Origin of the sequence: Bradyrhizobium genosp. SA-4 str. CB756 (assembly GCF_000473125.1) — a bacterium.
GTDB classification, from domain to species: domain Bacteria; phylum Pseudomonadota; class Alphaproteobacteria; order Rhizobiales; family Xanthobacteraceae; genus Bradyrhizobium; species Bradyrhizobium arachidis.
This window is the reverse complement of record NZ_KI421499.1, coordinates 3,556,295-3,580,060: the sequence shown is the minus strand read 5'-3', so window position 1 is coordinate 3,580,060 and position 23,766 is coordinate 3,556,295. Positions and strand designations below refer to the sequence as shown.

At 62.0% G+C, this 23,766-nt stretch carries 24 protein-coding genes; 11 read left to right on the top strand and 13 right to left on the bottom strand.

Going from position 1 to position 23,766, the window contains the following annotated elements; genetic code table 11:
• Positions 1–47: 47 nt before the first annotated feature.
• From BRAGE_RS0117695 to BRAGE_RS0117680, 6 genes are all read right to left on the bottom strand, one after another.
• On the bottom strand, positions 48–1,130 hold the full coding sequence (locus BRAGE_RS0117695) for a transglycosylase SLT domain-containing protein (RefSeq protein WP_231164351.1): 1,083 nt from the start codon (positions 1,128–1,130) through the stop codon (positions 48–50).
• 428 nt (positions 1,131–1,558) lie between these two features.
• Entirely contained in the window at positions 1,559–1,828 is a 270-nt protein-coding gene (locus BRAGE_RS52875) for a hypothetical protein (RefSeq protein WP_084334167.1), read from the bottom strand.
• A gap of 663 nt (positions 1,829–2,491) precedes the next feature.
• The gene (locus BRAGE_RS52870) at positions 2,492–2,815 is read right to left on the bottom strand and encodes a PilZ domain-containing protein (RefSeq protein WP_231164352.1); all 324 of its coding nucleotides are present in this window, start codon (positions 2,813–2,815) and stop codon (positions 2,492–2,494) included.
• Positions 2,816–3,374: 559 nt separating this feature from the next.
• Positions 3,375–5,120 carry an adenylate/guanylate cyclase domain-containing protein gene (locus tag BRAGE_RS0117690; RefSeq protein WP_028146314.1) on the bottom strand — a complete coding sequence of 582 codons (1,746 nt, stop codon included), beginning with the start codon at positions 5,118–5,120 and terminating at the stop codon, positions 3,375–3,377.
• Positions 5,121–5,380: 260 nt separating this feature from the next.
• Entirely contained in the window at positions 5,381–6,574 is a 1,194-nt protein-coding gene (locus BRAGE_RS0117685; RefSeq protein ID WP_027557677.1) for a M14 family metallopeptidase, read from the bottom strand.
• Between the two features lie 218 nt (positions 6,575–6,792).
• Positions 6,793–8,544 (bottom strand): SulP family inorganic anion transporter, encoded by a 1,752-nt coding sequence (locus BRAGE_RS0117680; protein WP_027557678.1) that lies wholly within the window; start codon positions 8,542–8,544, stop codon positions 6,793–6,795.
• A 404-nt stretch (positions 8,545–8,948) separates the two neighbouring features.
• Here BRAGE_RS0117680 and BRAGE_RS0117670 point away from each other — a divergent pair, with 404 nt between their 5' ends.
• Complete coding sequence (locus BRAGE_RS0117670) at positions 8,949–10,724, top strand: adenylate/guanylate cyclase domain-containing protein (protein ID WP_084334127.1); 1,776 nt, start codon at positions 8,949–8,951, stop codon at positions 10,722–10,724.
• A 38-nt stretch (positions 10,725–10,762) separates the two neighbouring features.
• Here BRAGE_RS0117670 and BRAGE_RS0117665 read toward each other — a convergent pair whose 3' ends face one another.
• The 3 genes from BRAGE_RS0117665 to BRAGE_RS0117650 form a co-directional block, all read right to left on the bottom strand.
• A complete protein-coding gene (locus BRAGE_RS0117665; RefSeq protein ID WP_027557680.1) occupies positions 10,763–11,524 on the bottom strand; it encodes an SDR family oxidoreductase in 762 nt (253 codons plus the stop codon).
• Between the two features lie 71 nt (positions 11,525–11,595).
• Positions 11,596–12,072 (bottom strand): DUF6130 family protein, encoded by a 477-nt coding sequence (locus BRAGE_RS48805; protein WP_027557681.1) that lies wholly within the window; start codon positions 12,070–12,072, stop codon positions 11,596–11,598.
• 189 nt (positions 12,073–12,261) lie between these two features.
• On the bottom strand, positions 12,262–12,759 hold the full coding sequence (locus tag BRAGE_RS0117650; RefSeq protein ID WP_141262987.1) for a DUF6875 domain-containing protein: 498 nt from the start codon (positions 12,757–12,759) through the stop codon (positions 12,262–12,264).
• 74 nt (positions 12,760–12,833) lie between these two features.
• Here BRAGE_RS0117650 and BRAGE_RS0117645 point away from each other — a divergent pair, with 74 nt between their 5' ends.
• Both BRAGE_RS0117645 and BRAGE_RS48800 read left to right on the top strand, forming a co-directional pair.
• Positions 12,834–13,706: a LysR family transcriptional regulator gene (locus BRAGE_RS0117645; protein WP_027557683.1), complete on the top strand. Its 873-nt coding sequence runs from the start codon at positions 12,834–12,836 to the stop codon at positions 13,704–13,706.
• Positions 13,707–13,901: 195 nt separating this feature from the next.
• Positions 13,902–14,231: a hypothetical protein gene (locus tag BRAGE_RS48800; RefSeq protein WP_035729808.1), complete on the top strand. Its 330-nt coding sequence runs from the start codon at positions 13,902–13,904 to the stop codon at positions 14,229–14,231.
• Between the two features lie 58 nt (positions 14,232–14,289).
• Here BRAGE_RS48800 and BRAGE_RS0117635 read toward each other — a convergent pair whose 3' ends face one another.
• The gene (locus tag BRAGE_RS0117635; protein WP_051377921.1) at positions 14,290–15,840 is read right to left on the bottom strand and encodes a winged helix-turn-helix domain-containing protein; all 1,551 of its coding nucleotides are present in this window, start codon (positions 15,838–15,840) and stop codon (positions 14,290–14,292) included.
• Positions 15,841–16,014: 174 nt separating this feature from the next.
• On the opposite strand from BRAGE_RS0117635, the gene BRAGE_RS0117630 reads away from it, so the two are divergent.
• The 6 genes from BRAGE_RS0117630 to BRAGE_RS0117605 all read left to right on the top strand — a co-directional run bounded on the left by BRAGE_RS0117630 (position 16,015) and on the right by BRAGE_RS0117605 (position 21,517).
• Complete coding sequence (locus tag BRAGE_RS0117630) at positions 16,015–17,214, top strand: ABC transporter substrate-binding protein (RefSeq protein WP_035729805.1); 1,200 nt, start codon at positions 16,015–16,017, stop codon at positions 17,212–17,214.
• Positions 17,215–17,259: 45 nt separating this feature from the next.
• A complete protein-coding gene (locus BRAGE_RS0117625; RefSeq protein ID WP_051377919.1) occupies positions 17,260–18,459 on the top strand; it encodes an FAD-dependent monooxygenase in 1,200 nt (399 codons plus the stop codon).
• A gap of 145 nt (positions 18,460–18,604) precedes the next feature.
• Entirely contained in the window at positions 18,605–19,057 is a 453-nt protein-coding gene (locus tag BRAGE_RS0117620; protein WP_027557686.1) for an ester cyclase, read from the top strand.
• 158 nt (positions 19,058–19,215) lie between these two features.
• Positions 19,216–20,307 (top strand): bifunctional DNA-binding transcriptional regulator/O6-methylguanine-DNA methyltransferase Ada, encoded by a 1,092-nt coding sequence (gene ada, locus BRAGE_RS0117615; RefSeq protein ID WP_028146312.1) that lies wholly within the window; start codon positions 19,216–19,218, stop codon positions 20,305–20,307.
• A gap of 155 nt (positions 20,308–20,462) precedes the next feature.
• Positions 20,463–21,038, top strand: coding sequence for a methylated-DNA--[protein]-cysteine S-methyltransferase (locus BRAGE_RS0117610; RefSeq protein WP_027557688.1), 576 nt, complete (start codon positions 20,463–20,465; stop codon positions 21,036–21,038).
• Entirely contained in the window at positions 21,035–21,517 is a 483-nt protein-coding gene (locus BRAGE_RS0117605) for a hypothetical protein (protein WP_027557689.1), read from the top strand. Before BRAGE_RS0117610 ends, BRAGE_RS0117605 begins: the two co-directional genes overlap by 4 nt.
• A gap of 12 nt (positions 21,518–21,529) precedes the next feature.
• Here the strand turns inward: BRAGE_RS0117605 and BRAGE_RS48795 are convergent, their stop codons facing one another.
• Genes BRAGE_RS48795 through BRAGE_RS51685 form a run of 3 tightly spaced genes read right to left on the bottom strand, consistent with a single transcriptional unit; the run spans position 21,530 to position 22,576 of the window.
• Entirely contained in the window at positions 21,530–22,078 is a 549-nt protein-coding gene (locus BRAGE_RS48795) for a methylated-DNA--[protein]-cysteine S-methyltransferase (RefSeq protein WP_051377916.1), read from the bottom strand.
• Positions 22,079–22,116: 38 nt separating this feature from the next.
• Complete coding sequence (locus BRAGE_RS0117595) at positions 22,117–22,371, bottom strand: hypothetical protein (protein ID WP_027557690.1); 255 nt, start codon at positions 22,369–22,371, stop codon at positions 22,117–22,119.
• A gap of 25 nt (positions 22,372–22,396) precedes the next feature.
• Positions 22,397–22,576 (bottom strand): hypothetical protein, encoded by a 180-nt coding sequence (locus BRAGE_RS51685; protein WP_051377914.1) that lies wholly within the window; start codon positions 22,574–22,576, stop codon positions 22,397–22,399.
• 21 nt (positions 22,577–22,597) lie between these two features.
• Between BRAGE_RS51685 and BRAGE_RS54620 the strand changes: the two genes are divergently transcribed.
• A complete protein-coding gene (locus tag BRAGE_RS54620) occupies positions 22,598–22,753 on the top strand; it encodes a hypothetical protein (RefSeq protein ID WP_156950867.1) in 156 nt (51 codons plus the stop codon).
• A gap of 581 nt (positions 22,754–23,334) precedes the next feature.
• The gene (locus BRAGE_RS0117580; RefSeq protein WP_027557692.1) at positions 23,335–23,694 is read left to right on the top strand and encodes a hypothetical protein; all 360 of its coding nucleotides are present in this window, start codon (positions 23,335–23,337) and stop codon (positions 23,692–23,694) included.
• Positions 23,695–23,766 lie beyond the last annotated feature (72 nt).

Here is a 23,766-nt window from a genome sequence, read left to right as displayed (position 1 = left end):
AAACGAATGTGGACCCAGAGGTGTGCGTGTGGGTAGTGCCAGCCGTCCTATCTCGCGCGTTCGGCCGCCGCAGTTAGCACAGGATAGCGGGCATAGAGCGTGTCGACGCGGTCCCGCCACATTGCCACGAACGCACCCGAGGTGAGACTATCGACCGACTTCCATTCGCGTTTGACCGCAGGCAGCGTGTTCCCCCAGATAGCGCGCTTGCACCATCGCTCGCCCTTCGCCGAGCCCTCCCGGGTTGCGCACATCGACTTCCAGGCAATCCGCTGCGGACTGCTGATGTGTTGGGCGGCTCCTTCCCAGCCCTGCTGGTGGATCAGGTAAAGGTCGGAAAAGGTCGGCTTCTTGTGCGTCATTATTTCGAATAGCGCAGCCTCGCTGAGAAACTTGTAGGCCGCACTCATAGCGTTGTCGCGAGGATTGAGAATGTCGCCCGATCCGTATTTGCTGAACTCATACTTGCTCAGCTGGAACAGGCCGATATAGGAGCCGGTGCGTTGCTTGGGATTGAAATCGGATTCGATTTTGGCGACCGCCTTCATGAAATTGACATCGACATCGAACGCTTCGGCTGCACGTTCGATCTCCTGGACGGGCGTTCCGAGCGGAACGCCGCTCAACGCCGACAAGGCGATCTTCGCGGGTTTCTCCGGCGGCGGAATTTCCGAGTAGACGTAGTATTTGAGATACGACGGTTTGCCTTCGGCCGGATTGGGCGAAGCAACGGGCGGCCCGTCCTGCTGTAGCTTTGCCGAGTTCTCGGGCGGCGCTGCCTCAAGGCTGGCGACCTGCAACATTGGCTCTTGAGAAGTGGTTACATCGGATGGCGGCACCGAGTCCCGGGCCGCGGCGCTGAATCCCGCCGCAACGATCGCATTAGCCGATAATCCTGTATCGAATTTCGTTTCGATGGCCGGGGCCGGAAACGCGGCGCCGGCATTTGTCAGGACCGCCGTCACATTCGGCGGGATGCCGCTGAATGCATCAGCCACTCTTGCATTCGGCGTTGCGGCGCTTGGGCGCGGTACCGCGAGTTGACCAATCGCGGCAAGCGAAGTCGCTGTCAACGCACCAGCGATACAGCCTGCCTGCCAAATCTTCAGTGTCGCCAGCCGCGCGGCCACGGTTCCCCCAATCGATCCAACCACAGATCCCCAATGTTCAGCCCGGGCCCTGGATCGATTTATCTTTTGGATTTGCCACAACGAAGGCGTGAGGTCAGACGGCTCGCATTTCTCACTGGCTGTTGCGGCAAAGACGCACTCGACAGCGCTGCTGACCAACTTCGGAACGATTTTTCCGTCTGTTTGCCTCGTAAGCGAACGCCGTGTCAGTTGAGCTGCAAGCCGCATCCGCACCACAGTACCGATCATTGCGATGGCGGTTCCGCTGTATCGGCGTCCTCAGGGTCATTGGCTGCTCTGGCCAGCATGCATGCCACTGTTGGGGTCACCTTCAGGAAGCAGGTCTCCAGCGCTCTGAGCCAAGGTCAGCACGGGCCACAAGCGGACGTGAACAAGCTGATGCCACGGTCGGGACGGCCAATCGGTCGTCAAATCCATCCCGCGAGGGCGCCAAGAAACCAACCACTAAAGAAAGAAACAACAAGCAAGAGGAGATCGGTCGTGGTGAAGGGACCGACGCCTTGACTGCCTTGAGCACGTTCAAAGCCGATCAGTCCCAGCGCAAAAACTCCCGCGCAGAATACGGGCCAAATTGCTGCTAAGCGTCCTCGCGCGTCGCGCGATAGAGACCTGGAGCGACGAAACGATACCGCGGCACTCAGGACAATCACGACAAGACAGGCGGTGAGGAGGTACATGGACATTATCCTTCGCGCGTTGCCGTTTTACTGGCCGGCTCCAAAGAAAGGCTTGCCGAGCAGATCGAAGTTTATCAATCGCGGTACTGGTTGATATCCGTAACCGCAGCCGATGCGGACGTCGTCTGCTTTGGCTCAATCGCCTGACTTTGGGCAAGCGCCGCTCTTTCCAGCTTGCACCTCCAGACATGATCAGACCGTCTCGGCCCGCTGCAAACGGGGCGAGGAGCGGACTTGGCAAACTTGCTCCGATAAGAAAGATGCCACACTCAACTTGAGGATCGGTCTATGGCGATAGACAAACGAGCTTCTCGTGTCTGGCGCGGTCGCGTCAGAGATATTCTGAACCAGCAGTGGGATCCGATTGGCGGGTGCCCTGCCGATGAATACGATGGCTATGTTGGTACTATCGCTGCCATGGTTCGCGACAATACGACCGATGAGGGAAGTATCTCGAATGGGCTGAGTCCGTACACCTGGGCTTTGGCTGGTTCGACCCCGAGCGCGCTAGGACGGTCATCGCATCAATAAGAGCACTTGGTACGGCGCCGTAGCTTGGGAGGCGTCCCACGAACTTCCGCTACGGGTCAGAAGTTGACCGTCGGAGAGCCCGGCAGCTTGGTCTGCAACGGGCCAACAGCGGAAGCCAGGCCCGTCCCAACGTCACACGATCTGGCGAACAAGTCGCACCACGTTTGCGGGTTCGCCAGAATCGTTCGCCAATTTCGGCGAGCGACGACGCAGGAGAAAGGAAACGCCGCAAAGCGTCGCCTTTCTCCACACGACGCGGCAGATGAAAATTCCGGAATGGCCTTCGAACGACAGCACAAACTCATTCGCAAATATGTAGTACGGCGTGGAGATACAGGCCCCCAGGGCGCTTATGTCGCGCACCACGCATGGAGGCGTCCCACGAATTCCATCGAATGACAGCCGCGCGGCCCGGTTGATCGGTATGCGCTCCATTGCTCGACGTTCGATCATCATGGCGAGATGCTCCGGGTGAGAAGGCTACTTCCCATCGAACGACCGCAGCGATTGCGTTCGCGCTCCATGAGTCAGCTTCCCGGTCCCGCCGACGTCCGGAAAACGGCAACATCTGCAACGTTGATTTGCCCGGCTCGCATTAACAAGCAGTCCTGTTGTCTTATTAAAATTGGATCGAAGTCGATGGTTAACTCGCACGCTTGACGCCGACCCGGCAGGCGGATGTCTGTGCTTTCGAGGCAGGCGGTCGGCTTCCCCGTAGCGCATGGATGCCGCCTTTGGCGCGCAAATGCACGACCAGCAATCTTGCTCAGTTGGTTCATCTGACGACCGCCAACCGTTCTCGACCGATGGACTGAATCGTATGTTTCGGGTCCCTTGCAGGCGTCGCGGGAACGAACGCCAACGCAGCTATGGGTCACAAGCTGCCCTTGGCGGGCTGCTTCACCTTGGTCGGCTCATCTCCCGGAAGAAGACTTTTCGGCTCTCCGAGCGAAGGTCAGCAACGTGCACCGCAGCAAATTAACCGCTCTTCCATCACCTCATCGCAGTTGGAGAGCTACTCGGGCAACCCCGCTTTCCGAAGCCCCTCAATCATCAGCTTCGCGTTTGATTGCCCGCCCCGCGCGATGAACGCTGATATTGTAAAGGCGGGATCGAACTCAAGCAGACGCGCCACCGCCTCATGGGCCTCTGTCTCGCGCCCGAGATGGGCGAAAGCGGACGCGAGACAGCAGTAAGCTGGCCAAAAGGAGGATTTCTGGCGTTGGGCTTTCTTGCCTGCGACGATGGCCTCGTCAAAGCGACGAAGCTCGATCAAGGCTATGCCCATCCCGACAAACGACGGATGTAGCAGCGGATCTATTGGGTTCATGCGAATGGCACGTTCGAAGCTCTGGACCGCTTCCTGCGGTAGTCCCGCAGCTCTACAGACCCAGCCTCTGGCCGACCATGCGCCAAATGAATTGGGATTGAGCGCGACCGCCCGGTCTGCCATTTCGGGCGCACTTTCAATATCGCTGACCATGAACGCCGAGATTACAGCAGCCGCTGCTAACGTGTCTGGATCACTATCGTCGAAGCTCAATGCCAAGCGAGAAAGCCGAACGGCTTCCCTGCGGTCGAATTGGGGATCGTCAGCATAGCCGATAATGACGTTTCGCATGTAACAGAGACCTGCCAGAGTCGCGGCACCGCCGAACCGAGGGTGCAGTTCCAAGGCGCGGTGAGCCAACCTGATCGCCTCGGCCAACCCTTCGCGGGTCGCCATGTAAGACTGCGGCAGAGCGCGGAGATAATAATCATACGCAGTGAGATTCTCCGGCCGCCGCCGCGCCGCCAATGCGATTTCTGTTTGAATAATCTTTGGCTGAATGGCCGAGACGACGGCGACCGTCACTTCGTCCTGAAGCGCGAAAACGTCTGTCAGGTCGCGCTCGAACCGATCCGCCCAGATGTGCGCCCCTGTAGTCGCGTCGATCAACTGCCCTGCAATGCGAACTTTCCCTGAGGCCTTGCGCACAGACCCCTCAAGGACATAGCGGACGCCAAGCTCGCGTCCCACCTGCTTCACGTTCACCGCCTTGCCCCTGTAGGTAAAGCTGGAATTGCGGGCGATCACGAACAGCCATTTGAACCGCGAAAGCGCCGTAGTGATATCCTCAACCATCCTGTCCGCAAAATACTCCTGCTCGGGGTCGCCGCTCATGTTCTCGAACGGCAGCACGGCGATGGAGGGTATGTCCGGAAGTGGTGGGGCAGCACTCAGCCTATCGCTTAGCGGGCTATGCGCTCCCGCGCGTATAGCAAAAGCGCGGACTGGCCTGGCGATGTTCTTGAGAGGCTGTTCGCCCCGGTCCTCGAAGCCAACGTCCAGCTTGCCTTCGACTTCGCTATACACCTTTTCGGAGATCAGGATGCCGCTCGGATCGGCGACCCCCTCCAGCCGGACCGCGATGTTGATCCCGTCGCCAAAAAGGTCGCCGTCAGCCCCGACGATAACCTCCCCGAGATTGACCCCAATGCGCAGCTTAAGGGAGCTTCGGCCCGACGCGATCCTTTCCTGAATCTCCACCGCACATCGCACCGCAGCCGACGGACTTGCGAACTCGGCCAAGGCGCCGTCGCCCGTGGTCTTGATCAGTCGCCCGTCGTGGCGGGAGAGGCCAGGCTCGATTACTTCGCGCTTCAGCCGCTCGAACTCGGCGTAGGTGGCTTCCTCAGCGCGTTGCATCAACGCAGAGTAACCGACCACGTCGGCAGCCAAAATCGCCGCTAGTCGCCTTTGAACCCGCTGCTCGGTCACAACGCCCTCCGAACGGCCAGACTTGCCACGGCGGTAGACGGGAAAAGTCTAGCACTTTGCAGAGGACCGTGAGCGATAATTGCGGGAGAGAATGAGCGTGCGTCACCTTGGAGGTCCGCTTCGGGTCAATAGCTGACAGTCGGCGGGCTTTCCTAAAAGGTCGGCTGTGGGGCCAATAGGCGACATTGACCAGGGACGAATGAGCCTCGTGAGCGGCCACAGTGAAGGTCGCGTCACCGTGCCCGAGGTCGATGCAGCAACTACTCGGGATAGACCTGAACGTCCTTCGGCCCCGGCTTGTTGAAAAGGATGAATACCAAGGGGTTGCCCGGCTCGGACATTGCGTCGCTGCGCTGGCCCGTTATCTCTCCGGCTACGGCACTTATGTACTCCGCAACCACCTCGCCGAAGCTATTGCGCTGGATGGCAACCTTCTGTCCGGCTTTGACCTTGTCGTTGAGTTTGACCAAATGCTCAACGAGACCGCCCGCGGTGGCCAGGATCGGGTATGCGCTGTCTCCGACAAAGACAGTCACGTTCTTTCCTGTACGTCCCATTGGCCCGGCAACGATGCCGTGATGCTTGAGGACGTTCATCGTGCCTTCGACGAAGAGCGAGATCATCTCGGGATCCAGGACGCGCGCAGCGCCGATTTCCGGCGTGAAGGACGGGATGCCCACGTCCATAAACGCGTTGTGCAGGACGCCGGGATAGACATGATTGTCGAAAATCTGGCTGACGGGATAGAGCTCCACCATCGCCTTGACCTCGGGCACATCCATCCCGCCAATATTGAATGCGGTGACTTCGAATCCGGTTGTCCCTGTGTGGAAGTCGATCGCGAAGTCGGCGTTCGGCCGCAGCAGCCGGTTGAACAGAAGGCCGGCGTGTCGGCTGGGTGCGGTGGCGCCGTTCTCGTTCCCGGGCCACTCCCGGTTCATGTCGATCAGATCGACGCCTCGGCCCTGATTGGGCCATCTGCGCTGCATGCTTTCCAGGGCCGGACGGGACACGTCGGTGACCGCCATGACCGTGCCCGACATCTGCGCCGGGTCGAGTTGGCTCATCACGGTCTGGACCGTATGCACAGAACTCATCTCGTCGCCATGCACGCCACTGGTCAGGACGCCGCGTTTGCCCGGCTTTGCTCCCTTGGCGACCGTCACAGACACATACCAGTGCTGTCCGGTTGGCATCTCAACGCCCTGAAAATACAGAAGGTGTTTCTTGCCGGGCTCCAGGTCGTTGACGTCGAGCGCGCTGACGACCTTTTTGCCTTCGATAACATCGCCGGTATAGACCGTTCTTGATGCCGGATTTGCAGGGGGTGTCGCCGCGCCCTGGGCATTCGCGGCACCAGCGTTGACGACGATGGCGGCCGCGGCGCCGACCGTGGCAACGGATGCCATCATGAGATCGCGGCGATCAATGCCTTTTGCAGACTTGTCCGGCATGATGGGGTCCTTCGTGATTGTGAAAGGCAGCTGTCGTTGTGAAGGCAAGTTCGTACGACGGCACGGCATGCACATTGGTCGCAAAATCCCACGGGACTTCAAATACCGGTCCGCCGCTGAAGTCGCAAGATTGCGTGATTTCTACCCCGCCTTGTTTTCGGAGGACGACATTGAAGCCGGGTCTGCCCATCGCCGCACGAAAGGGCTCAAACTCTCGGCTAAGGGCCGGATTTGGCATTTCGGCTCGCGACTGGCTCCGAGGCCTGCACAGCCTGGTCTTCCCAGTCCTCCCACTCGACGTTGTTGATCTCGAGATAACGGGAGACGGCGACGCCGATGGTCGGGAAGAAGTAATGCTCTCCCAATTGCGCGAACAAGCCAAATCTCTTCAGCTTGTCCTTCACGGGATCCTTCAACTCGGCGAAGCAGAGCTCGATACCATCCGCGTGTAACGTCTGGTCCAGTTCGGCCACCACGTCGCAGGCGGTTACATCGACGCTGGTCACCGGCTCTGCGGCGACGACCAGCCAGCGCACCGGCGTCGGTGAGGTCGCAACTGCATGCAGGATGCGTTCCCTGAAGAACTCGGCGTTGGCGAAAAACAACGGCGCATCCCAGCGAAACAGCACGAGCCCGGGGATCAGCCGTGCATCCGGATATCGCGTGATGTCGTGATAGCCCTTCACGCCGTAGGCACGCCCCAATATCGCGGAATGAGGGCGCCAACCATCCCACAGGAATTCGATAATCGCGAGGACGATCGCAAGACCGATTCCCTGGATCACTCCGAGCACGGCGACACCGACAAAGCAGACGATCGCCAGCCAGAATTCCCAGCGCTGGATGCGATAGATCCGCTTGAGGTCGGCAATCTCAAAAAGGCCGAGCGCCGCCGCAATGACGACCGCGGCCAATGCGGCGGTCGGCAAATGCTGAAGCAGATTCGGCGCGACAAGCAGCAGCAAGGCGATGGCAAGTGCGCCGACGACGCTGGTGAGTTGCGTGCGGGCGCCGGCGGCTTCGGCGACAGGGGTCCGCGAACTGCTGCTGCTGATCGGAAACCCCTGGAAAAATCCGGCCGCCAGATTGGCGGCCCCAAGCCCGACCATTTCCTGGTTGGAATCGACCCGATCTCCCAATCGCGCGGCGAAGGCACGTGAAAGTACGCTGGTATCGGCAAACGAGACCATCGCGACTGCACAGCCGCCGAGCACCACTGAAACGATGTCGCCGGTGGTGATCCACGGGATGACGAAAGCCGGCAGCCCCTGAGGAAGGGGACCCAGCACCTTGACGCCGTGCTGCGTTCCAAGATCCAGCGCTCCAACGATGATCGTGGCCCCGACGACCGCAATCAGGATGCCCGGCAGCTTGCTGTTCTTGAGAAGCAGGATCACGATCAACGTGGCGAGCCCGATCGCGAACGCGACCCAGTTTATCTCTCCGGCAAGGATCGCGCTGGCGATCGCCCAAAGGCTCCGCAACGGTCCTTCGCTGTCAATGGAAAAGCCGAACAGCTTCGGCAACTGGCTGATCAAGACCGTCAGCGCAATTCCGTTCATATATCCGTAGCGGATCGGCTTGGAGAGAAGCTCGGTGACGAAGCCGAGACGCGCGATGCCTGCCAGGATGCAAACCGTCCCCGAGACGATCGCCATCATGCCGGCGAGGGTCACGGCGCGCATGGGATCGCCCTGAGCGAGCGGAGCAATGACGCCCAGGAGGATTGCTGCCAGTGCCGAGTCTGGTCCGAGGACGAGAATGCGGCTTGGGCCGAACAACGCGTAGGCCAGCAGCGGCACGATGGTTGCGTAAAGGCCATAGATGCCGGGCAGGCCCGATGCGGCTGCATAGGCAATGCCGACCGGGACCAGCATTGTCGCAAGGACGAGACCTGCAAAGACGTCGTGCGGAAGCCAGGCTGCCTCATACCGGCGAATTGTCTCGAGGCCGGGCAGCCAGTGCTTCATCAATGCTCCCTCCGGTAGGCCACGTTGCAGCCGCTGTGACGTTCGTGCGGCTCTGCTGCGCCGCAACAGGACCTCATGGGCTGGAAGGCCATCGAGTTCAGCGATCGCCTGGCAGGCCATTGATCAAGATCAATACTGCGCGCGGCTCTTCTTGAAGTCAGGCCGGCCTCTTGCCGCGCGGCTGATCGCGCGCGCCGGCAAGCGCGGCCTGCGCGTAGCGGCATCGCTCGAGCTGGTGCGGCGGGCGTAGGGTGAGCGCCGTATGGAAGTCGCGTCCGCTTCCAAAGCAATGCGTACACCGAACCGGGCTGCGTTTGTCTGCAGTGACCCGTCTCGGACATTGAGCAATCGGACATCGGCGTGTTTTTCTGCTAAATGATTATCTTTGCTGGCCGAGGTGCGTCTTGAGCAAAGAGCGCGTGGAGCGGCGACTGGCGGCTATTCTTGCGGCGGACATCGCGGGATATAGTCGGCTGATGGGTGCCGACGAAGAAGGTACCCTTGCCCAGGTCAAGTCGATTAGGACAGCGCTTGTCGATCCCACCATCGCGGCGCATCGCGGTAACATCGTCAAGACCACGGGCGACGGGATGCTGATCGAGTTTGCCAGTGCCGTCGATGCGGTGCGCTATGCTATTGAAATCCAGCGCAGCCTGGCCGAGCAAAACGCCGCCGAGCCGCAGGATCAAAGGATCGAATTCCGCATCGGCATTCACGTCGGTGACGTCATTTTTGACGACGATGATATTTTCGGCGACGGCGTCAATATTGCTGCCCGGCTTGAAGGCCTCGCGGAACCGGGCGGGGTCTGCATGTCCGATGATGCCTATCGGCAGGTTCGAGGCAAGGTCGAGATCGCCTGCGATGATATCGGACAGCAGTCCCTCAAGAATATCGCTGAGCCGATGCAAGCGTGGCGGGTCCGGTTGACTGATCAAGACCCTTCCGCGGCAAGCCAACCTCAGGTCCTGCCTCCCTCCGACAGGCCGTCCATCGCCGTGCTCCCGTTTCAGAACATGAGCGGCGACCCGGAACAGGAATACTTCGCCGATGGAATGGCCGAGGACATCATCACGGCGCTGTCCCGTTTCAAGGCGCCATTCGTCATCGCCCGAAACTCCAGCTTCACCTACAAGGCGCGGGCCGTCGACGTGAAGCAGGTCGGGCGCGAGCTTGGAGTGCGCTACGTCCTGGAAGGGAGCGTTCGCAAGGCGGCAAACCGAGTGCGCATTACGGGACAACTCGTCGACGCCGCTACCGGAGCACATATTTGGGCCGATCGGTTTGATGGCGAGCTCGGCGACATCTTCGATTTGCAGGACCAGGTGACTGAGAGCGTCGTCGGGGCGATCGCGCCTGCGGTGGAAAAAGCCGAGATCGAGCGCGCCAAGCGCAAGCCGACCGCCAGTCTCGACGCCTATTCCCTCTATTTGCGCGGTCTGGCCCGGCTTCATCAGTTTGGTAACCGGCAGGCAAACGGTGAGGCATTGCGCCTGTTCAACAGCGCGATCGAGCTCGACCCGGAATTTGCCACCGCCTACGGTCGTGCAGCCTCTTGCTACCTCACTGCCAGGATCAATGGCTGGATTCCGGACACGGCGAAAGCGATTGCCGAAGTGAAGAGACTGACCCAACGGGCAGTCGAGTTGGGCAAGGATGACGCGATCGCGCTCTCCGCTAGCGGGAATGCCTTAGCCTTCGTTGTCGGGGATGTCGGGGTCGGCGCAGGCCTGGTCGATCGCGCGCTTGCGCTCAATTCCAATTTGGCTGAGGCATGGCATTTCGGCGGCTGGGTCAAGATCTGGCTCGGCGAGCCGGAATCGGCAATCGAACGCTTTGCACGTGCCATTCGCCTCAGCCCACTTGATCCGTGGCTGATGGGAATGCGAGCTGGAACCGCGTACGCACATTTCTTCTTGGACCGCTATGACGAAGCGGCATCATGGGCGGCAATGGCATTGCAGTGCAGTCCGGATTATCGGCCTGGATTACGTATCGCTGCCGCAAGCAACGCAATGGCGGGTCGGCCGGAGCAAGCAAACAAGGCAATGGCCCGGCTGCGAGACCTGAGCCCCACGCTGCGCCTGTCCAATCTCAAGGACGTGCTCGGCCCTTATCGACGTGCCGAGGACGTCGCGCGATATGAAGAAGGACTGCGGCAGGCTGGGCTGCCCGAATAACCGTGCCGTCTAGAAAGCACACCGCCTGACGACCGCCCCTAGAGTTCTGCGAACCCACCGTCGACGACCATTTCCGATCCGAGCATGTAGCTGGAGGCGTCGCTGGCGAGGAACAGCACCGCTGCGGCGATCTCGTCGGGACGTCCCAGGCGCCCGAGAGGGATGAGCTTGCTGGCACCGGCGAGATAGTCGCGAAACTGTGCTTCGGTCTGACCGGGATGTTCGGACTGACCGACACCGCGAAGGATGGGCGTCTCGATCAGGCCAGGGCTGACCGCGTTGACCCGAATGCGCCGGCCAAGCAGCTCGGCCGACAAGGTCCGGGCAAACGAGCGCACCGCGGCCTTCGATGCCGACAGGACGGCGCGCCCAGGCACGCCGACCTGGTTCAGCCAGGCCGTGTTCAGGATGATGGAGCCGCCATCCCGCATGACCGGCTCGATCGCCTGGACCGAGAAGAATACGGACCTGACATTCGTGTCCATCAGAGCGTCATATTGCGTCTCGCTGGTCGTCGCCAGCGGCGTGACATAGGCGACCCCCGCGTTGGCGAAGAAGACGTCGAGCGCGCCAAAGGCTTTCCGCACGTCCGAAGCCATCTTCTGAAGAGCTGCGCTGGACAGCACGTCGGTCTGCAGCGTCAGCACGTCGGCACCAACGAACTTGCGCGCGCGCTCGAGGGCATCTGCCTCGCGGCCGGTGATGGCGACCCGCGCGCCATTGGCGTGCAACTGCTTCGCAGTGGCAAGGCCGATGCCCGAAGTGCCTCCGGTAACGAGTGCAGTCTTTCCGTTGAGCATGGAATTCTCCCGATCGGTTAGGGCGCTCGACGTGTCGAGTGCGATTAGCTGGTTCAAATGATCCGATCCAGCTACTTGCCGTGGCCGGCGTGACCCATATTTTCGTGCCCGGGCACCGTGAACGACAGCGTCGTGGTCTGGCCCGGGAAGACGTTGTGATCAGGATCGACCAAGGCGATCGTGACCTTGTGCGGACCGGCAGGCAGCCCGGCGATGTCGACGGTATTGTTGTCGCTTGCGTCCGCCCACCACCACGGCAGATCGTCGACGGTGATGTGCAGATGCCCGACGCGCGGAGATACCTGACGGGCGCCTGCGCCGAAGACCTGCACGATGCGCAGGTTCTCCACGCGGTACTGCGCCCAGAACACACCCTGCGCCAGCGCCTCCGGAACCGGAGGATCCACGATCAGCCTGGGCGCGGGCTCGTGTTCGACCGCGATGTAGGGCGAGGCGCCGCGGATGTCCTTCGCGGTCTGGGCGAGGGCGCTCGCGGCGAGCATGGCGGTCGCAGTTGCCGACGCAATGCAGGTTCTGGCGAAAGGCATGGCATTGCTCCAATGAGTACAGGGTCGTTGTTGGTGAATGACCGCGTCAGTTGCGGCTGACGCGCCAGGGCAGACTGCGCAGCTCTTGAGCCAAGGCGTGGATGCCGGACTCCCGATGGCGACTGGCCCAAAGGCCGAGCCAGTCCTCGGAGTCCAGAAAGAATTTCCAGTCGCTGACGACCGCGTGCCTCAAGAGCAGGAACGGCACTGGCGCAGGACGTCGTCGAGGAATGCCTTTGCGCGGTCCGTCGTCAAATCCGTGAAGACGACGACGATCGATTGGTAGTTTGGCTTCTCGCCATCGACCGGTCGAGGCTCCTGAAGCAACATCCTGTAGCCGTTGAGGGCCTCGATGACATCCGCCTGGCTTCTGCCAGTGGTCTGCTCGGGCGCCAGCCAGAGCGTCCTGCGCTCGCGGGCCGCCGGCACGAAGGGACACACCGGCCCGGCGCGGCCGAGATCCTTGTGCGGTTTGGCGACAAATTCCCTGATCCAATGGGCAACCGCGCGTAGCGCGGTCAGCTCGCTTTTTGCGAGCGTGCTTGCCCTGCTGCCGTCCTCGAGATCCTCGAAGAGGAAGAGATTTGCGGCCTGCGCCAACGAATGAGTCCCGTCCATGGGTGGCTCTCCTCGAGACGGATCGGTCCAGATCGACCGGCGGGCGATCCCTGCCGCCGTGCGCTGCAATCTGGACGCTCGCCAAACTGTCCACTAGCTGGCAAAATCGGGAATGACCGCACAGGATTTTGGACAATGCCGCTATGGACGCAGTCACGGTCTTCGTGAGAGTCGTGGAAGCTGGTAGCTTCGCCGCCGCTGCGAAGCGTCTGGGCATGCCCAAGACGACAGTCAGCGCCAAGGTAGCGGGATTGGAGAAGCGTCTCGGCGTAAACCTGATCCAGCGCACGACGCGCAAGCTGCGCATGACCGACGTCGGCGAGAAATACTTCCATCATTGCGCGATCGCGGCGCGCGAGATCGAGTTGGGCGAGGCCGCTCTGCAGTCGGCGAAGGTGAAACCGTCCGGCGTCCTCAAAGTGACGGCGCCGATCGATCTCGGACATGTTCTTCTGCCGCGCATCGCGCAGGCCTACACCGCGAGATATCCGGACGTGTCGCTCGAGTTGATCCTGACCAACCGGGTTGTTGATCTGGTGGAGGAAGGTGTCGATCTCGCCATTCGCTGGGCCGGCGCGCTGAAGGATTCCTCGCTCATCGCGCGGCGCTTCATCGAGACGGACTCGAACCTGTGGGCGTCGCCGAAATATCTGAAGAAATTCGGCAAGCCGAGCCATCCGCGCGATCTCGTGAACGCCGCGTTCCTGGCTCACCCTGTTCTGAGGACGGTCATGCTGACGAACGGCAGGTCCGATTTCGAGCTTCAGCTGAACGGGCGGACCTACGTCGATGACCTCGAAGTGGTGGCGGCGCTGGTCGTGCTGGGAGAGGGGATCGCCTGGCTTCCGGACTTCCTGGTCCGGGACGCAGCGGCGGCCGGCAAGCTCGGTCCGGTCCTGTCGCAATGGCGGCCGAAGCAATACCAGAACTGGACCTACTACTTTGTCTATGCCGGCCGCCGCTACACCCTGCCGAAGGTCGAAAGCTTCATTCAAACGGCCTTGGCGCAGATTTGACAGAGGCATCCGCTTCGTTGAAGTCGTGCCTCCAGATGTGGGTCTTAGGCGCCAAAAGCTGATGTTTAATCGTTAGGTCAGGCATGTCCGGAGCCCTGTCTGATCGCCAGCCCTTTTGAAAATAGCGATCGGGACCACGAACGTTGGGAAAGGTGGCGCGTTGAGCGGGATAGGGCACCGCACTGGAGACGAAGCATGCGTACCGTTACTCTCGCGATGATTGTAGTTGCCGGAAGCGCAATTGCCTTCCAAGCAACGGCGCAACAGCAAAAGGCCGCGCCTAGTGACCAAACCAAGGACGAGATGCGCACTGACGTAGACAAAGGGCTCAAGACGAGCGAGCCCAACGAGCAGATGCAGCGCGACGCAGATAAAGGAGCCAAGACACGCAATTCAGGCGCGTCCGGATACGTCGCCGACCAAGACAAGCCGGGCGCCTCTGCGCATCCCCCGGGCCAACCGGGGGGTGAGCAAACGACTGGTTCTGGCAGCCAGACTGGCCCTTCGAAACAAGGCCGGCAGTAATCGCTTTGGTCCGACCTCGCGCGCACACGCCGCCGCCGATCCTATCGTGCGCTTCTAGTCATCCCTCCGGCACGCCGGCGAGGCGCAAGCCCTCGAAGTAGCGCTGGCGCCGAGCGAGATATACCGGATTGTCACCCTTGGCGTTGATGCGGTAGCGGCGGATCGTGAAGCCGGGATCGAGGGCAAGTCCTGCTTCGGCGATCGATCGCGCCTCCTTCAATTCCCCCACCAGCGCCAGGGCGGTCGCAAAGTGAAAGTGCGACAGCGCGTGATTGCGGTTGAGTTCGAGGCTGCGGCGAAACCAGCCGATGGCTTCATGGTCTTGCTTGATGCCCAGCTTGGCCAGCCCGACAAACATGTACCACAGAAAGGCGCGCGTATCGCGCGGGGACAGCCGAAGCGCCTCCTGAATGTGACCCTCGACTTCCTCGCAACGGGCGGACTGATATTTGCCGAGGCCGATGAACCCGTGGGCATCGGCCAGATTCCGGTCGAGCGCCAGAGATCTCAGGCATTGGGCGATGCCGTTCTCGATACGGTTCGTCTGAATCTGCACGGCGCCGAGCAGCATGTGGGCTCTGGGGTGATCGGGGGCATGGAGCAACACGCCGTTCAAGGCCGTTTCCGCGACTTGAAAATGAGTGTTGACGTCGTCGGCCATAAACGCCGATCCCACGGACACCTCGACCTGAGCCGCGGCGACCGCTGCTTCGATGTTTCCAGGATCAAGCACCAGCGATCGCGCGAAGAAATCCTTGGCCTGCGTCAAGAGCGCGCGAGTGACGCCTCTGTTTTGGAGCGCGCGGCCCTGGAAATACAGATCCATCGCGTCCGGACGGGGCGATCGCTCCGCGCGCCGCGCTTCGGCGGCAATGAGCTCGGCATTCAGGGTGTTGGCGAGGCGCGACACGATCTCGTCCTGCATGTCCAGCAGTTCGGCCGCGCGCTTGTCGAAGCGGTCGGCCCAGACATGGCTTCCGGTCTCGGTGTCGGTCAGTTGCGCATTCAGGCGAAAACGGTTGCCGCCGCGTTGCACCGAGCCTTCCAGCACGTAGCGCACGTTGAGATCGCGGCCGATTTGCCTGGTGTCGACGGCCTTTCCCTTGAAGGTGAACGCGGTGTTGCGGCCAATCACGAACGAGCCGGCGATGCGCGACAAATCCGTCGTCAGGCTTTCGGTCACACCATCGACGAAATCGTCCTGCGCGGGATCGCCGCCGATGTTGGCGAAAGGCAGAACGACGATCGACAAATGCGGCATCGAAGCCGCCGGCAGCTCTGCGGTATCGGATGGCCGCGGCGTGTCGCCGGAAACGACGGTGGCATCGATCGGCTTTGCATCGACAACAAGCATGTAGCCGCGGCGCGGCATTGTCTTCAGAGCCGAGCGGCCGGCGTCTCCCAAAGCGCGCCTGATGTCGCCGATCGCCTGGACGAGAGAATCCTCCGTGACCTCGCAGTCTGACCAGACCTCGTCCATGATTTCGTCCTTGCTGACCAGTTGCCCAGGCCGTGTCGCAAGCAGCCGCAGCACCGCCCAGGCGCGGGGGCGTAAGGGGACGACGTCGCCGCGTCCGTCGCACAGGGTTTCACGGGCCAGATCCACCATCCGGTCGCCGACGAGGATCGGGGGCTGCGACGATCTCAACAAGAACGCCTCGTGGAACTTGCTTTCGGAAAATTTCGGCGGAGTTTCGGGACGCTGGGACGATTGTACAGCATTATGTTGCAGCTCGGGGTGGCAAAACGCCGCCCTCACGGCCGCCAGTATGAGGTAGCCTCCATGATCCGGCCTCTGATCCTTGCTGCGTTAAGCCTTTCGATCGTCGGCCCTTCACCCGTCGCTGCGGCCGACAAGAAATACGGTCCCGGCGTTAGCGACACCGAGATCAGGATCGGGCAGACCGCTCCTTACAGCGGGCCGCTCTCGTCGCTGAGCCGCTTCGGCCGGATCGAAGCCGCCTATCTCAACATGATCAACGCGGCTGGCGGCATCAACGGCCGCAAGGTGACGCTCGTTTCGCTCGACGACGCCTTTTCGCCGACCAAGACGGTGCAACAGACGCGAAAGCTCGTCGAGGACGACAATGTGCTCGCGATCGTTGGATCGATCGGCACACCGACCAACCTGGCCGTGGCGAAATATCTCAACGGCAAGCAGGTTCCGCAGATATTGGTGCTTGCCAGTACCCCGAAGCTCGACGATCCCGAGAACCTGCCATGGACGACCACGTTCATGATGCCGCAACCGGTCGAGACCAAGATCTATGCCGAGTATTTGCTGAAGACCAAGCCTGATGCGAAGGTCGCCGTGATCTATCAAAACGATGATCTCGGGAAAGGCAATTTGGCCGGGTTCAAGGCCGCCCTGGGATCGAGAGCCTCGACCATGGTGGTGGCAGAGGCGGCCTACGACATCATGGAGCCCACGGTCGATTCACAAGTCGTGGTCCTCAAGGCGTCCGGCGCCGATACGTTATTCCATGCCTCCAATGCACGCTTCGCGGCGCAAGCGATCCGCAAGGCGCATGAGCTCAACTGGAAGGTCCAGCATGTGCTGCTGTCTGGCGTCAGCAGCATTTCGGCCGTCCTGCGGCCGGCCGGACTTACCGCATCGACGGGGGCGGTTAGCGCGTTCTGGCTGAAGACGTCAGAGGATCCCATGTGGGATGACGATGCCGGCATGCGAGAGTTTAGGGCCTTCATGAAGCAATGGGCACCGAACGACGATATCGAGGAATCGATCTTCCCCTATGCGACCGCTCAAATGATCGTCGAGGTCCTGAAGAAGTGCGGCGACGACCTGTCGCGGGAAAATCTGATCAGGCAGGCCACCAGCGTCCAAGGGCTCCAGCTGCCGACATTTCTGCCCGGCCTGACCATCAACATCACCCCGTCGAGCCGGATCGGCTGGACAAAGGCCAGGATGGCGCGCTTCAACGGCACCCGATGGGTGCTGCTCGATGATTTCGTCGGCAACTGACCACAGATCGAATCCGGAAATGACACTGTTCGAGGTGATCGGGTCATGACCGGCCGGCTGAATGTCGCGATTGTCGGCGCAGGGATCGGCGGATTGTCTGCGGCGCTCGCGCTGAACGCGCGGGCCCTGAACGTCACCGTCTTCGAGGGAGCAGAGTCGCCGCGCGAGGCCGGGGCAGGGCTCTCCATTCCTCCGAATGCGCTGACCTTGCTCAAACGTACCTCGCTTTGCGAGGCGATCGAGCAGATCACCACGAGGAGCCAGGGGCTGACGCTGCGAACGTCGCAGGGACAGCCCGTTTCGAGGCCGGGTGCGCCGATGGCGCTGAGCTATCAGATTCACCGCGTCGAGCTGCTCGAGCTGCTGCTTGGTGCGGTGAAAGGACCGGTCCGGTTCGGACATCGCTGCATCGCCGTTGCTGACACCGAGCGCGGAGCGCGATTGACCTTTGCCAATGGCGTGGTCTGCGATGCGGACGTGGTGATCGGTGCTGACGGCATCCATTCGGTGGTCCAGCGGCAGATCGGCCTCGTGGCGCGCCCGACCAGCGAAGGCGTCGTGGCGTATCGCGGCCTGGTGCCGGCGGAAGAGCTCGCGTCGGGCCTGGAGCTGCGAGGCCTCAACATGTGGATGGGGGATGGTCGCAGCTTCATCTGCTTTCCGGTGTCGCAGGGGCGATTGATCAACATCGTCGCGTTCGTCCCGAGCATGCGTGACATGGAGGAGACCTGGTTTGCACCGGGCGATGTCAGGGCGCTCGCGGGGGAGTACGAGGGGTGGGATGCGCCGGTCCAGGACCTGATTGCGGCGCTCGATCACACCTTTCGCTGGGGCATCTACGATCGGCCGCCATTGCCGTATTGGTCGCGCGGGCATGTCACGCTTCTCGGTGATGCCGTCCATCCGATGGTGCCGCATTTCGGCCAGGGCGCGGGACAAGCCATTGAGGACGGCTTCGTACTTGCCGTCCTGCTGGAGCACGCCGGGCGCGACGAGATCCCGGCGCGCCTGAAAGCTTACCAGGATCTAAGGCTGGAGCGGACCAGCCGCGTGCAGGCAGCCTCACGCCTTGCCGGTCGGTTCTACCGATCCGCCGGCGGCGATCCCGCGGAGCAGGCCCAGAGGATGCGCGGCTGGATGTCGGCGGCGGAGTGGATATTTTCTTACGACGCGGAGGAGGCCGCTCTGGCCGTCATTCGGGGAACTGCAAGCGCAGCCTGCGCCTTGCAGCCTGGCGCAAGCTGATGCGGCGGGCTTGATCGGGCATTCTCCGATTTCAGGACAAGAACCGGAGTTCGATGCGCGGAGGCGACGCCTAGACATTGCGGCGATCGCCAGTCGATCCATGAGTCTGCAAATCATGAGTCCTGCAAATGAAGGGTGTTTTTCCATGAGCAAGCTAGAGGATAACAAGGCCGTCGTTGGCCGTTGGTTCACCGAGTTCTGGGGCGAGTCCGTCAATCTCGGCGTCATCGACGAGATTGCAGCTCCCGACATGCTGCTCAAATATTCGCTGCATGAGCCGAGGCGTGGCCGCGCCGACATCAAGGCGTTCATGACCGACTTCCGCGCCGCGTTCCCCGATCTCAACTTCTGGGGCACCGCGGAGCTGATCGCCGAGGGCGACTATGTTGTCGGTCAATGGGAGGGCGGTGGTACCCACACCGGCCCGGCCTTCAACGATTTCCTGATCGGCGGCCTGCCGGCAGCGACGGGCCGCAAGATGCGCTTCACGGGTACCACGGTGCTCAAGGTCATCGACGGCAAGATCGTCGAGGAGATCGGTCTCGATGACGGCGTCACCGCACTGACCCAGCTCGGGTTGCTCAAGGCGGCGGCCTGATCGGAACGCTTCTGCACCATCGGCATATCCGATGTCGTTGAACGAGGCTCGCACGTTGTGCGGGCCTCGTCTGCTGTTGCGCGCCAGGCGCATGTGATCGCTTGCACATTGTCGGAAATCGGGTGGCGGCGTCTCCGGCATGGTGGAAACTAATGCCTATGACTGCAGCGTCCGTTCAGTTCCGAAGGCAGATGCCCTTGCCGGTCGCGGATGATCCGCGATGGGCCCGCGTGCTTGCGCGCGACAAGGCCGCGGATGGTCATTTCTGGTATTCCGTTTCGACGACGGGGGTCTATTGCCGGCCGTCATGCCCTTCGCGCGCGGCGAACCCTGAGAACGTCCAGCTTCACGACAGCCTGGCGGATGTCAAGGCGACCGGATTTCGGCCGTGCAGGCGTTGCAATCCGGACGCGCCTTCGGTCGAAGCCGGGAATGCCGCGCTGGTCACCAGGGTTTGCCGCATCATCGAGACGAGCGAGGAGGAGCCGTCGCTGGAGGATCTCGCCGCGGCAGCCGGCTTGAGCCCCGGTTATTTTCATCGAATCTTCAAGGCCGCCACCGGGCTGACACCGAAGTGCTACGCAGCTGAATTCCGCGCCAGGAAGGTTCGGGAAGGTCTGGCGTCGTGCAATTCCGTCACCGAGGCGATGTACGACGCCGGCTTCAATTCAAGCGGGAGGTTCTACGAAAAGTCGACGGGGATGCTCGGCATGACGCCGTCGCAATATCGTGCCGGAGGGGCGAACGAGGAGATCAGGTTCGCGGTTGGTCAAAGTTGTCTCGGGCCCATCCTGGCCGCGTCGAGCCGGAAGGGCGTGGTTGCGATTCTTCTCGGTAATGACGCGGATGAGCTGGTCCGCGATCTTCAGGATCGCTTCCCCAAGGCGCGCCTGATCGGCGCCGACCGGGACTATGAGGCGATGGTCGCGCGCGTGGTCGGCCTCGTGGAGGCGCCGGAGATCGGTCTCGATCTGCCGCTCGACATTCGGGGCACTGCGTTCCAGCAGCGGGTCTGGCAGGCGCTTCGGGAGATTCCTGTCGGCGCGACCGTCTGCTACGCCGAGCTCGCGCAGCGGATCGGGGCTCCCAACGCTGTGCGCGCCGTTGCCGGCGCATGTGCGGCCAACAAGATCGCGGTCGCCATTCCGTGCCACCGCGTGATCCGCAACGACGGGTCGACCTCCGGATATGCCTGGGGCGTGGAACGCAAGCGGGCCCTGCTCGACAGGGAAACCTCGCGCGCCGGCTGAACGCGCTACGCGGCCAGGTGCCATCGCGCATCGCCCGTGTCTACCTCGCGCGGAAGCTCGACCGGAGCTTTTCTCAATTTGAAAGCAAGCATCGGAGTTTGAGCAGGAGCGCGTGCGCGTAGCTTCGATCATGAGGACAAACAAGGAGCGACACCATGAACCTCATGACATCCGAAGCCGCCTCGCGGTTGCTGCCCGCAGTCGAGCCCGACAGCACGGTGACCGACGTTCTTTTTTTCGGGGGCGCCGACACAGTTCTAGGCAAGGTGCTGCTCGCCCGCAGCGCCAAGGGCGTCTGTGCCATCCTGCTCGGCGACGACACGACCGCCCTTGAGACCGATCTCGCGGCGCGCTTTCCCGAAGCCACTCTGATTGCGAACGAAGCGATGGTCCGCGATGACCTTGCGAAGGTGGTCCGCTACGCGGAGAAGCCCTCCAAGGGCCTCGACCTGACGCTCGACATGCGCGGCACTCCGCTTCAACGCCGCATCTGGGAGCAGATCCGCACGATTCCCGTAGGCAAGACGAAGAGCTATATGCACGTGGCGCGGCTGATCAACTGCGTCTACCCGCGCGTCGCCGCCCGCGTGGTGGCGAACGCCTGCGCCGCCAATCCGATCGCGCTTGCGGTCCCGTGCCACCGTGTCATTCGCGCCGACGGCGAGCTTGCGGGTTACCGCTGGGGCATCGGGCGCAAGCGCGAGCTGCTTCGGAAGGAGGCCGAGGCATGAAACTCGTCAGGCTGGATGGCGACAGGATTGGTCTTTTCGTGCTGCTTCCGACGGGGCCCCATGCCATCGATATCGCGAACAGTCTCGGTGTGTTTCCTCACGATCCGCTGTCGAACGGTCTTCTCAACGGCGCGCTGAAGGACGGTTGCGATTGGTCTGTCATCGTCAAGCATTGGGTCCATCTGCGCTGGCCGCTGAAGAGGCTGCAAAGCATCGCCCTGGCGAATCCCGACACGCCTCGTCTCGTCTTGCTGCCTCTTGTCGACGCCACGGGCACGGCGAGCACGGCCAATCCGATCATTGCCATCGAGGTGACGGATATCGAGGGCGTCGAACGGCATGATCCGACTGGCTGGCACACCATGCAACGGCAGTTCGCGCTGCCGCCGGGGGATGAAGCCGTGCGGCAGTCCGCGGCAGACGAGACCGTCAGGGTGATCGACTTCCGATCGATCGAACAGCGGCGCCATCCCTCGTAGACGAGGGCGCTTTCACAGCTCCACGGGGAGGCGGAGCTCGCGCACGAGAAGCGCGCGCTTTCGCCCCACGCCCCATCGATACGCGCCGATATCGCCGCGACTGGTCACGGCACGATGGCAGGGAATCCCGACAGCGATCCTGTTTGCGAGGCACGCGAGACTGACTGTTTCAGGCGTATGTGGCGCGCCCAGTCGCTGCGCGATCTGCTCATAGGTGATGAGATCGCCGGCAGGGACGCTCTGGAGGACCTGCCAGACGCCGACCTCCGCGGCCGTTCCGACCAGATTCAGCGGCACGCTGATATGTGCGCGGGGTGTCTCGACGACGTTCACCGTCTGGGCGCCGATTCCTTCGAGCTCGTAACCGCCATAGGTCGGCTCCTTGTCGGGAAATTCGGATCGTATCGCCTGGTCCAGCTCCTCGCGGGTGTTGCCGAGCAAAATGGCGCAGATCCCGTTCGGCGAGACCGCGGTCAGAACGAAGCCCAGCGAGCACCTGGCCGTGACGTAGTGGAAATAGTCGTTGCCGCCAGAGCGGTAGGACGTGTTTTCGTTCCACATAGGGAGAAGTCCTTAGAGGGCGATTTGGCGAGGCCGATCTATCGGCGGAGCTGAACGACGTTGGCGCGGAGCGGAGGGGTGGCATCGGCGTGAGGCCGGGGCTCTGCAAACAGCAGCAAGTCCAGCCGCGCCCTCAGTGCCTCGGCTTGTCGGCGGACATCCGGGTCGTTCGGGGCAAGGAAATCGGCGAAGAGGCTGACCGGCGCCTCCTTCAGGAGCGTCTGCACATCGGCTCGCAGGAATTGTCCGCGTGCGGCGGCCAACGTGTAGAGATTGAGGGGCGAGAAGCTCATTTGGCGGTCTCCGCCGGCGCGTTTGCTAGTGGGTTTTGACGCGTTGTCCCGCGCCGTCGAGATGGGCCTTGCCGAGCTCAAGCGAGAGGTCCTCGGTGAGGCTGAACGAGATCTTGAAACCATCCGGAGTTCCGATCGTCAGGATGCGGAGATTGTCCGGACCGAACTCGATCTCGAATTCCCGGAGCGGATACGTGATCCGCATGCTGGGTCGTTGTGGGCGCGCTTGACAGCGCTCGATGCCATCGCGGGCAGCGTCATCAGCAGCGCCGTCACCGTCTCGATCTTCAGGATGATGCCGATCTCGCGGTTCGCGATGTCGACCACGATGAGCCTGACCGCAGTGCCGTCTGTCGCAGTCTCGAAGTTGACCAGTTTCTGAATCTCGATGTCGGTTGTCATGTCGCGCCTCTCTGCTCCTGCGGCGCGTAGCGCGCCTGCGCGTCGTCGGCACTCCGCTTCTTCGCTTTAAATTCCGGACGAATCCGATTTGGGAGCACGATCCGGAGTGGCCGCCCGCGACGGTCGGTCCAGGCTCCCTGTCCTTGGTCAGCAAGGGAGTCGAGGAACGATGTCGCTGAGAGATTTCAATGCGATTGCGGCTGCGCGGGGGGATGGCCTGGATCCGAAGCTGCGCGAGCTGCTCGAGCGGGCTGCCGTGTCACCACATTCCGAGCTGGTGGTGCGGCCCGATGGAATGCTCCAGTCGGGTCCAAATCCGGGATCCGCGGAGTTGGAGAGAGTGTCGGCGGTTGTGGTCGACCTTCAGCAGCTTTTGGCGACCCGCGCGAGGTGAGGGCGAGTTCGGGGTGCAGATCAGGTCATCCGGGACCGTGCACTTGCGGAAACCCCCGTCCACGGCAAACCTGTCGTTAATAGTTTGCCGACATCCCCCTGCGAATCTGGCGCAATCGTGATGGCCGGACGATTTGCACGGTTGCTCTTGTCGTGACAAAAGGGGCCATGCATCCGAGGAAGGTCTTCAACTGGCTGATCGCACTCGCCGTGGCGGCGGGGCTCCTTGCGGCGCCCCTGTCGGCTCCGGCGATGGCGGCATCGCAGATGGCGGCCGTCACCGACGAGATGCAGGCGATGGCGGACGATATGCCATGCTGCCCCGATCAGCAGGACCAGAAAGCCCGGGATTGCGGGTCCTGTCCCTTCGTCGCGCTTTGCATGCTGACGATCACCATGCCGCCTCGCGGAGACGGCGCGCTGGTCGATCGCATGGTCTCGCGAGGCACTTTCGCTCTGCCTGACGATCTGCTGATCGATGGACTCGGCGAACATCCTCCGGATCACCCACCTCGAATCAACGTCTGACCGGCGCCCCGGTGCCGGAGTGTTGACGCGCGGCCGTTGAGGACGCGCGTCGAAGCTTGCCGCTTCGGCGGC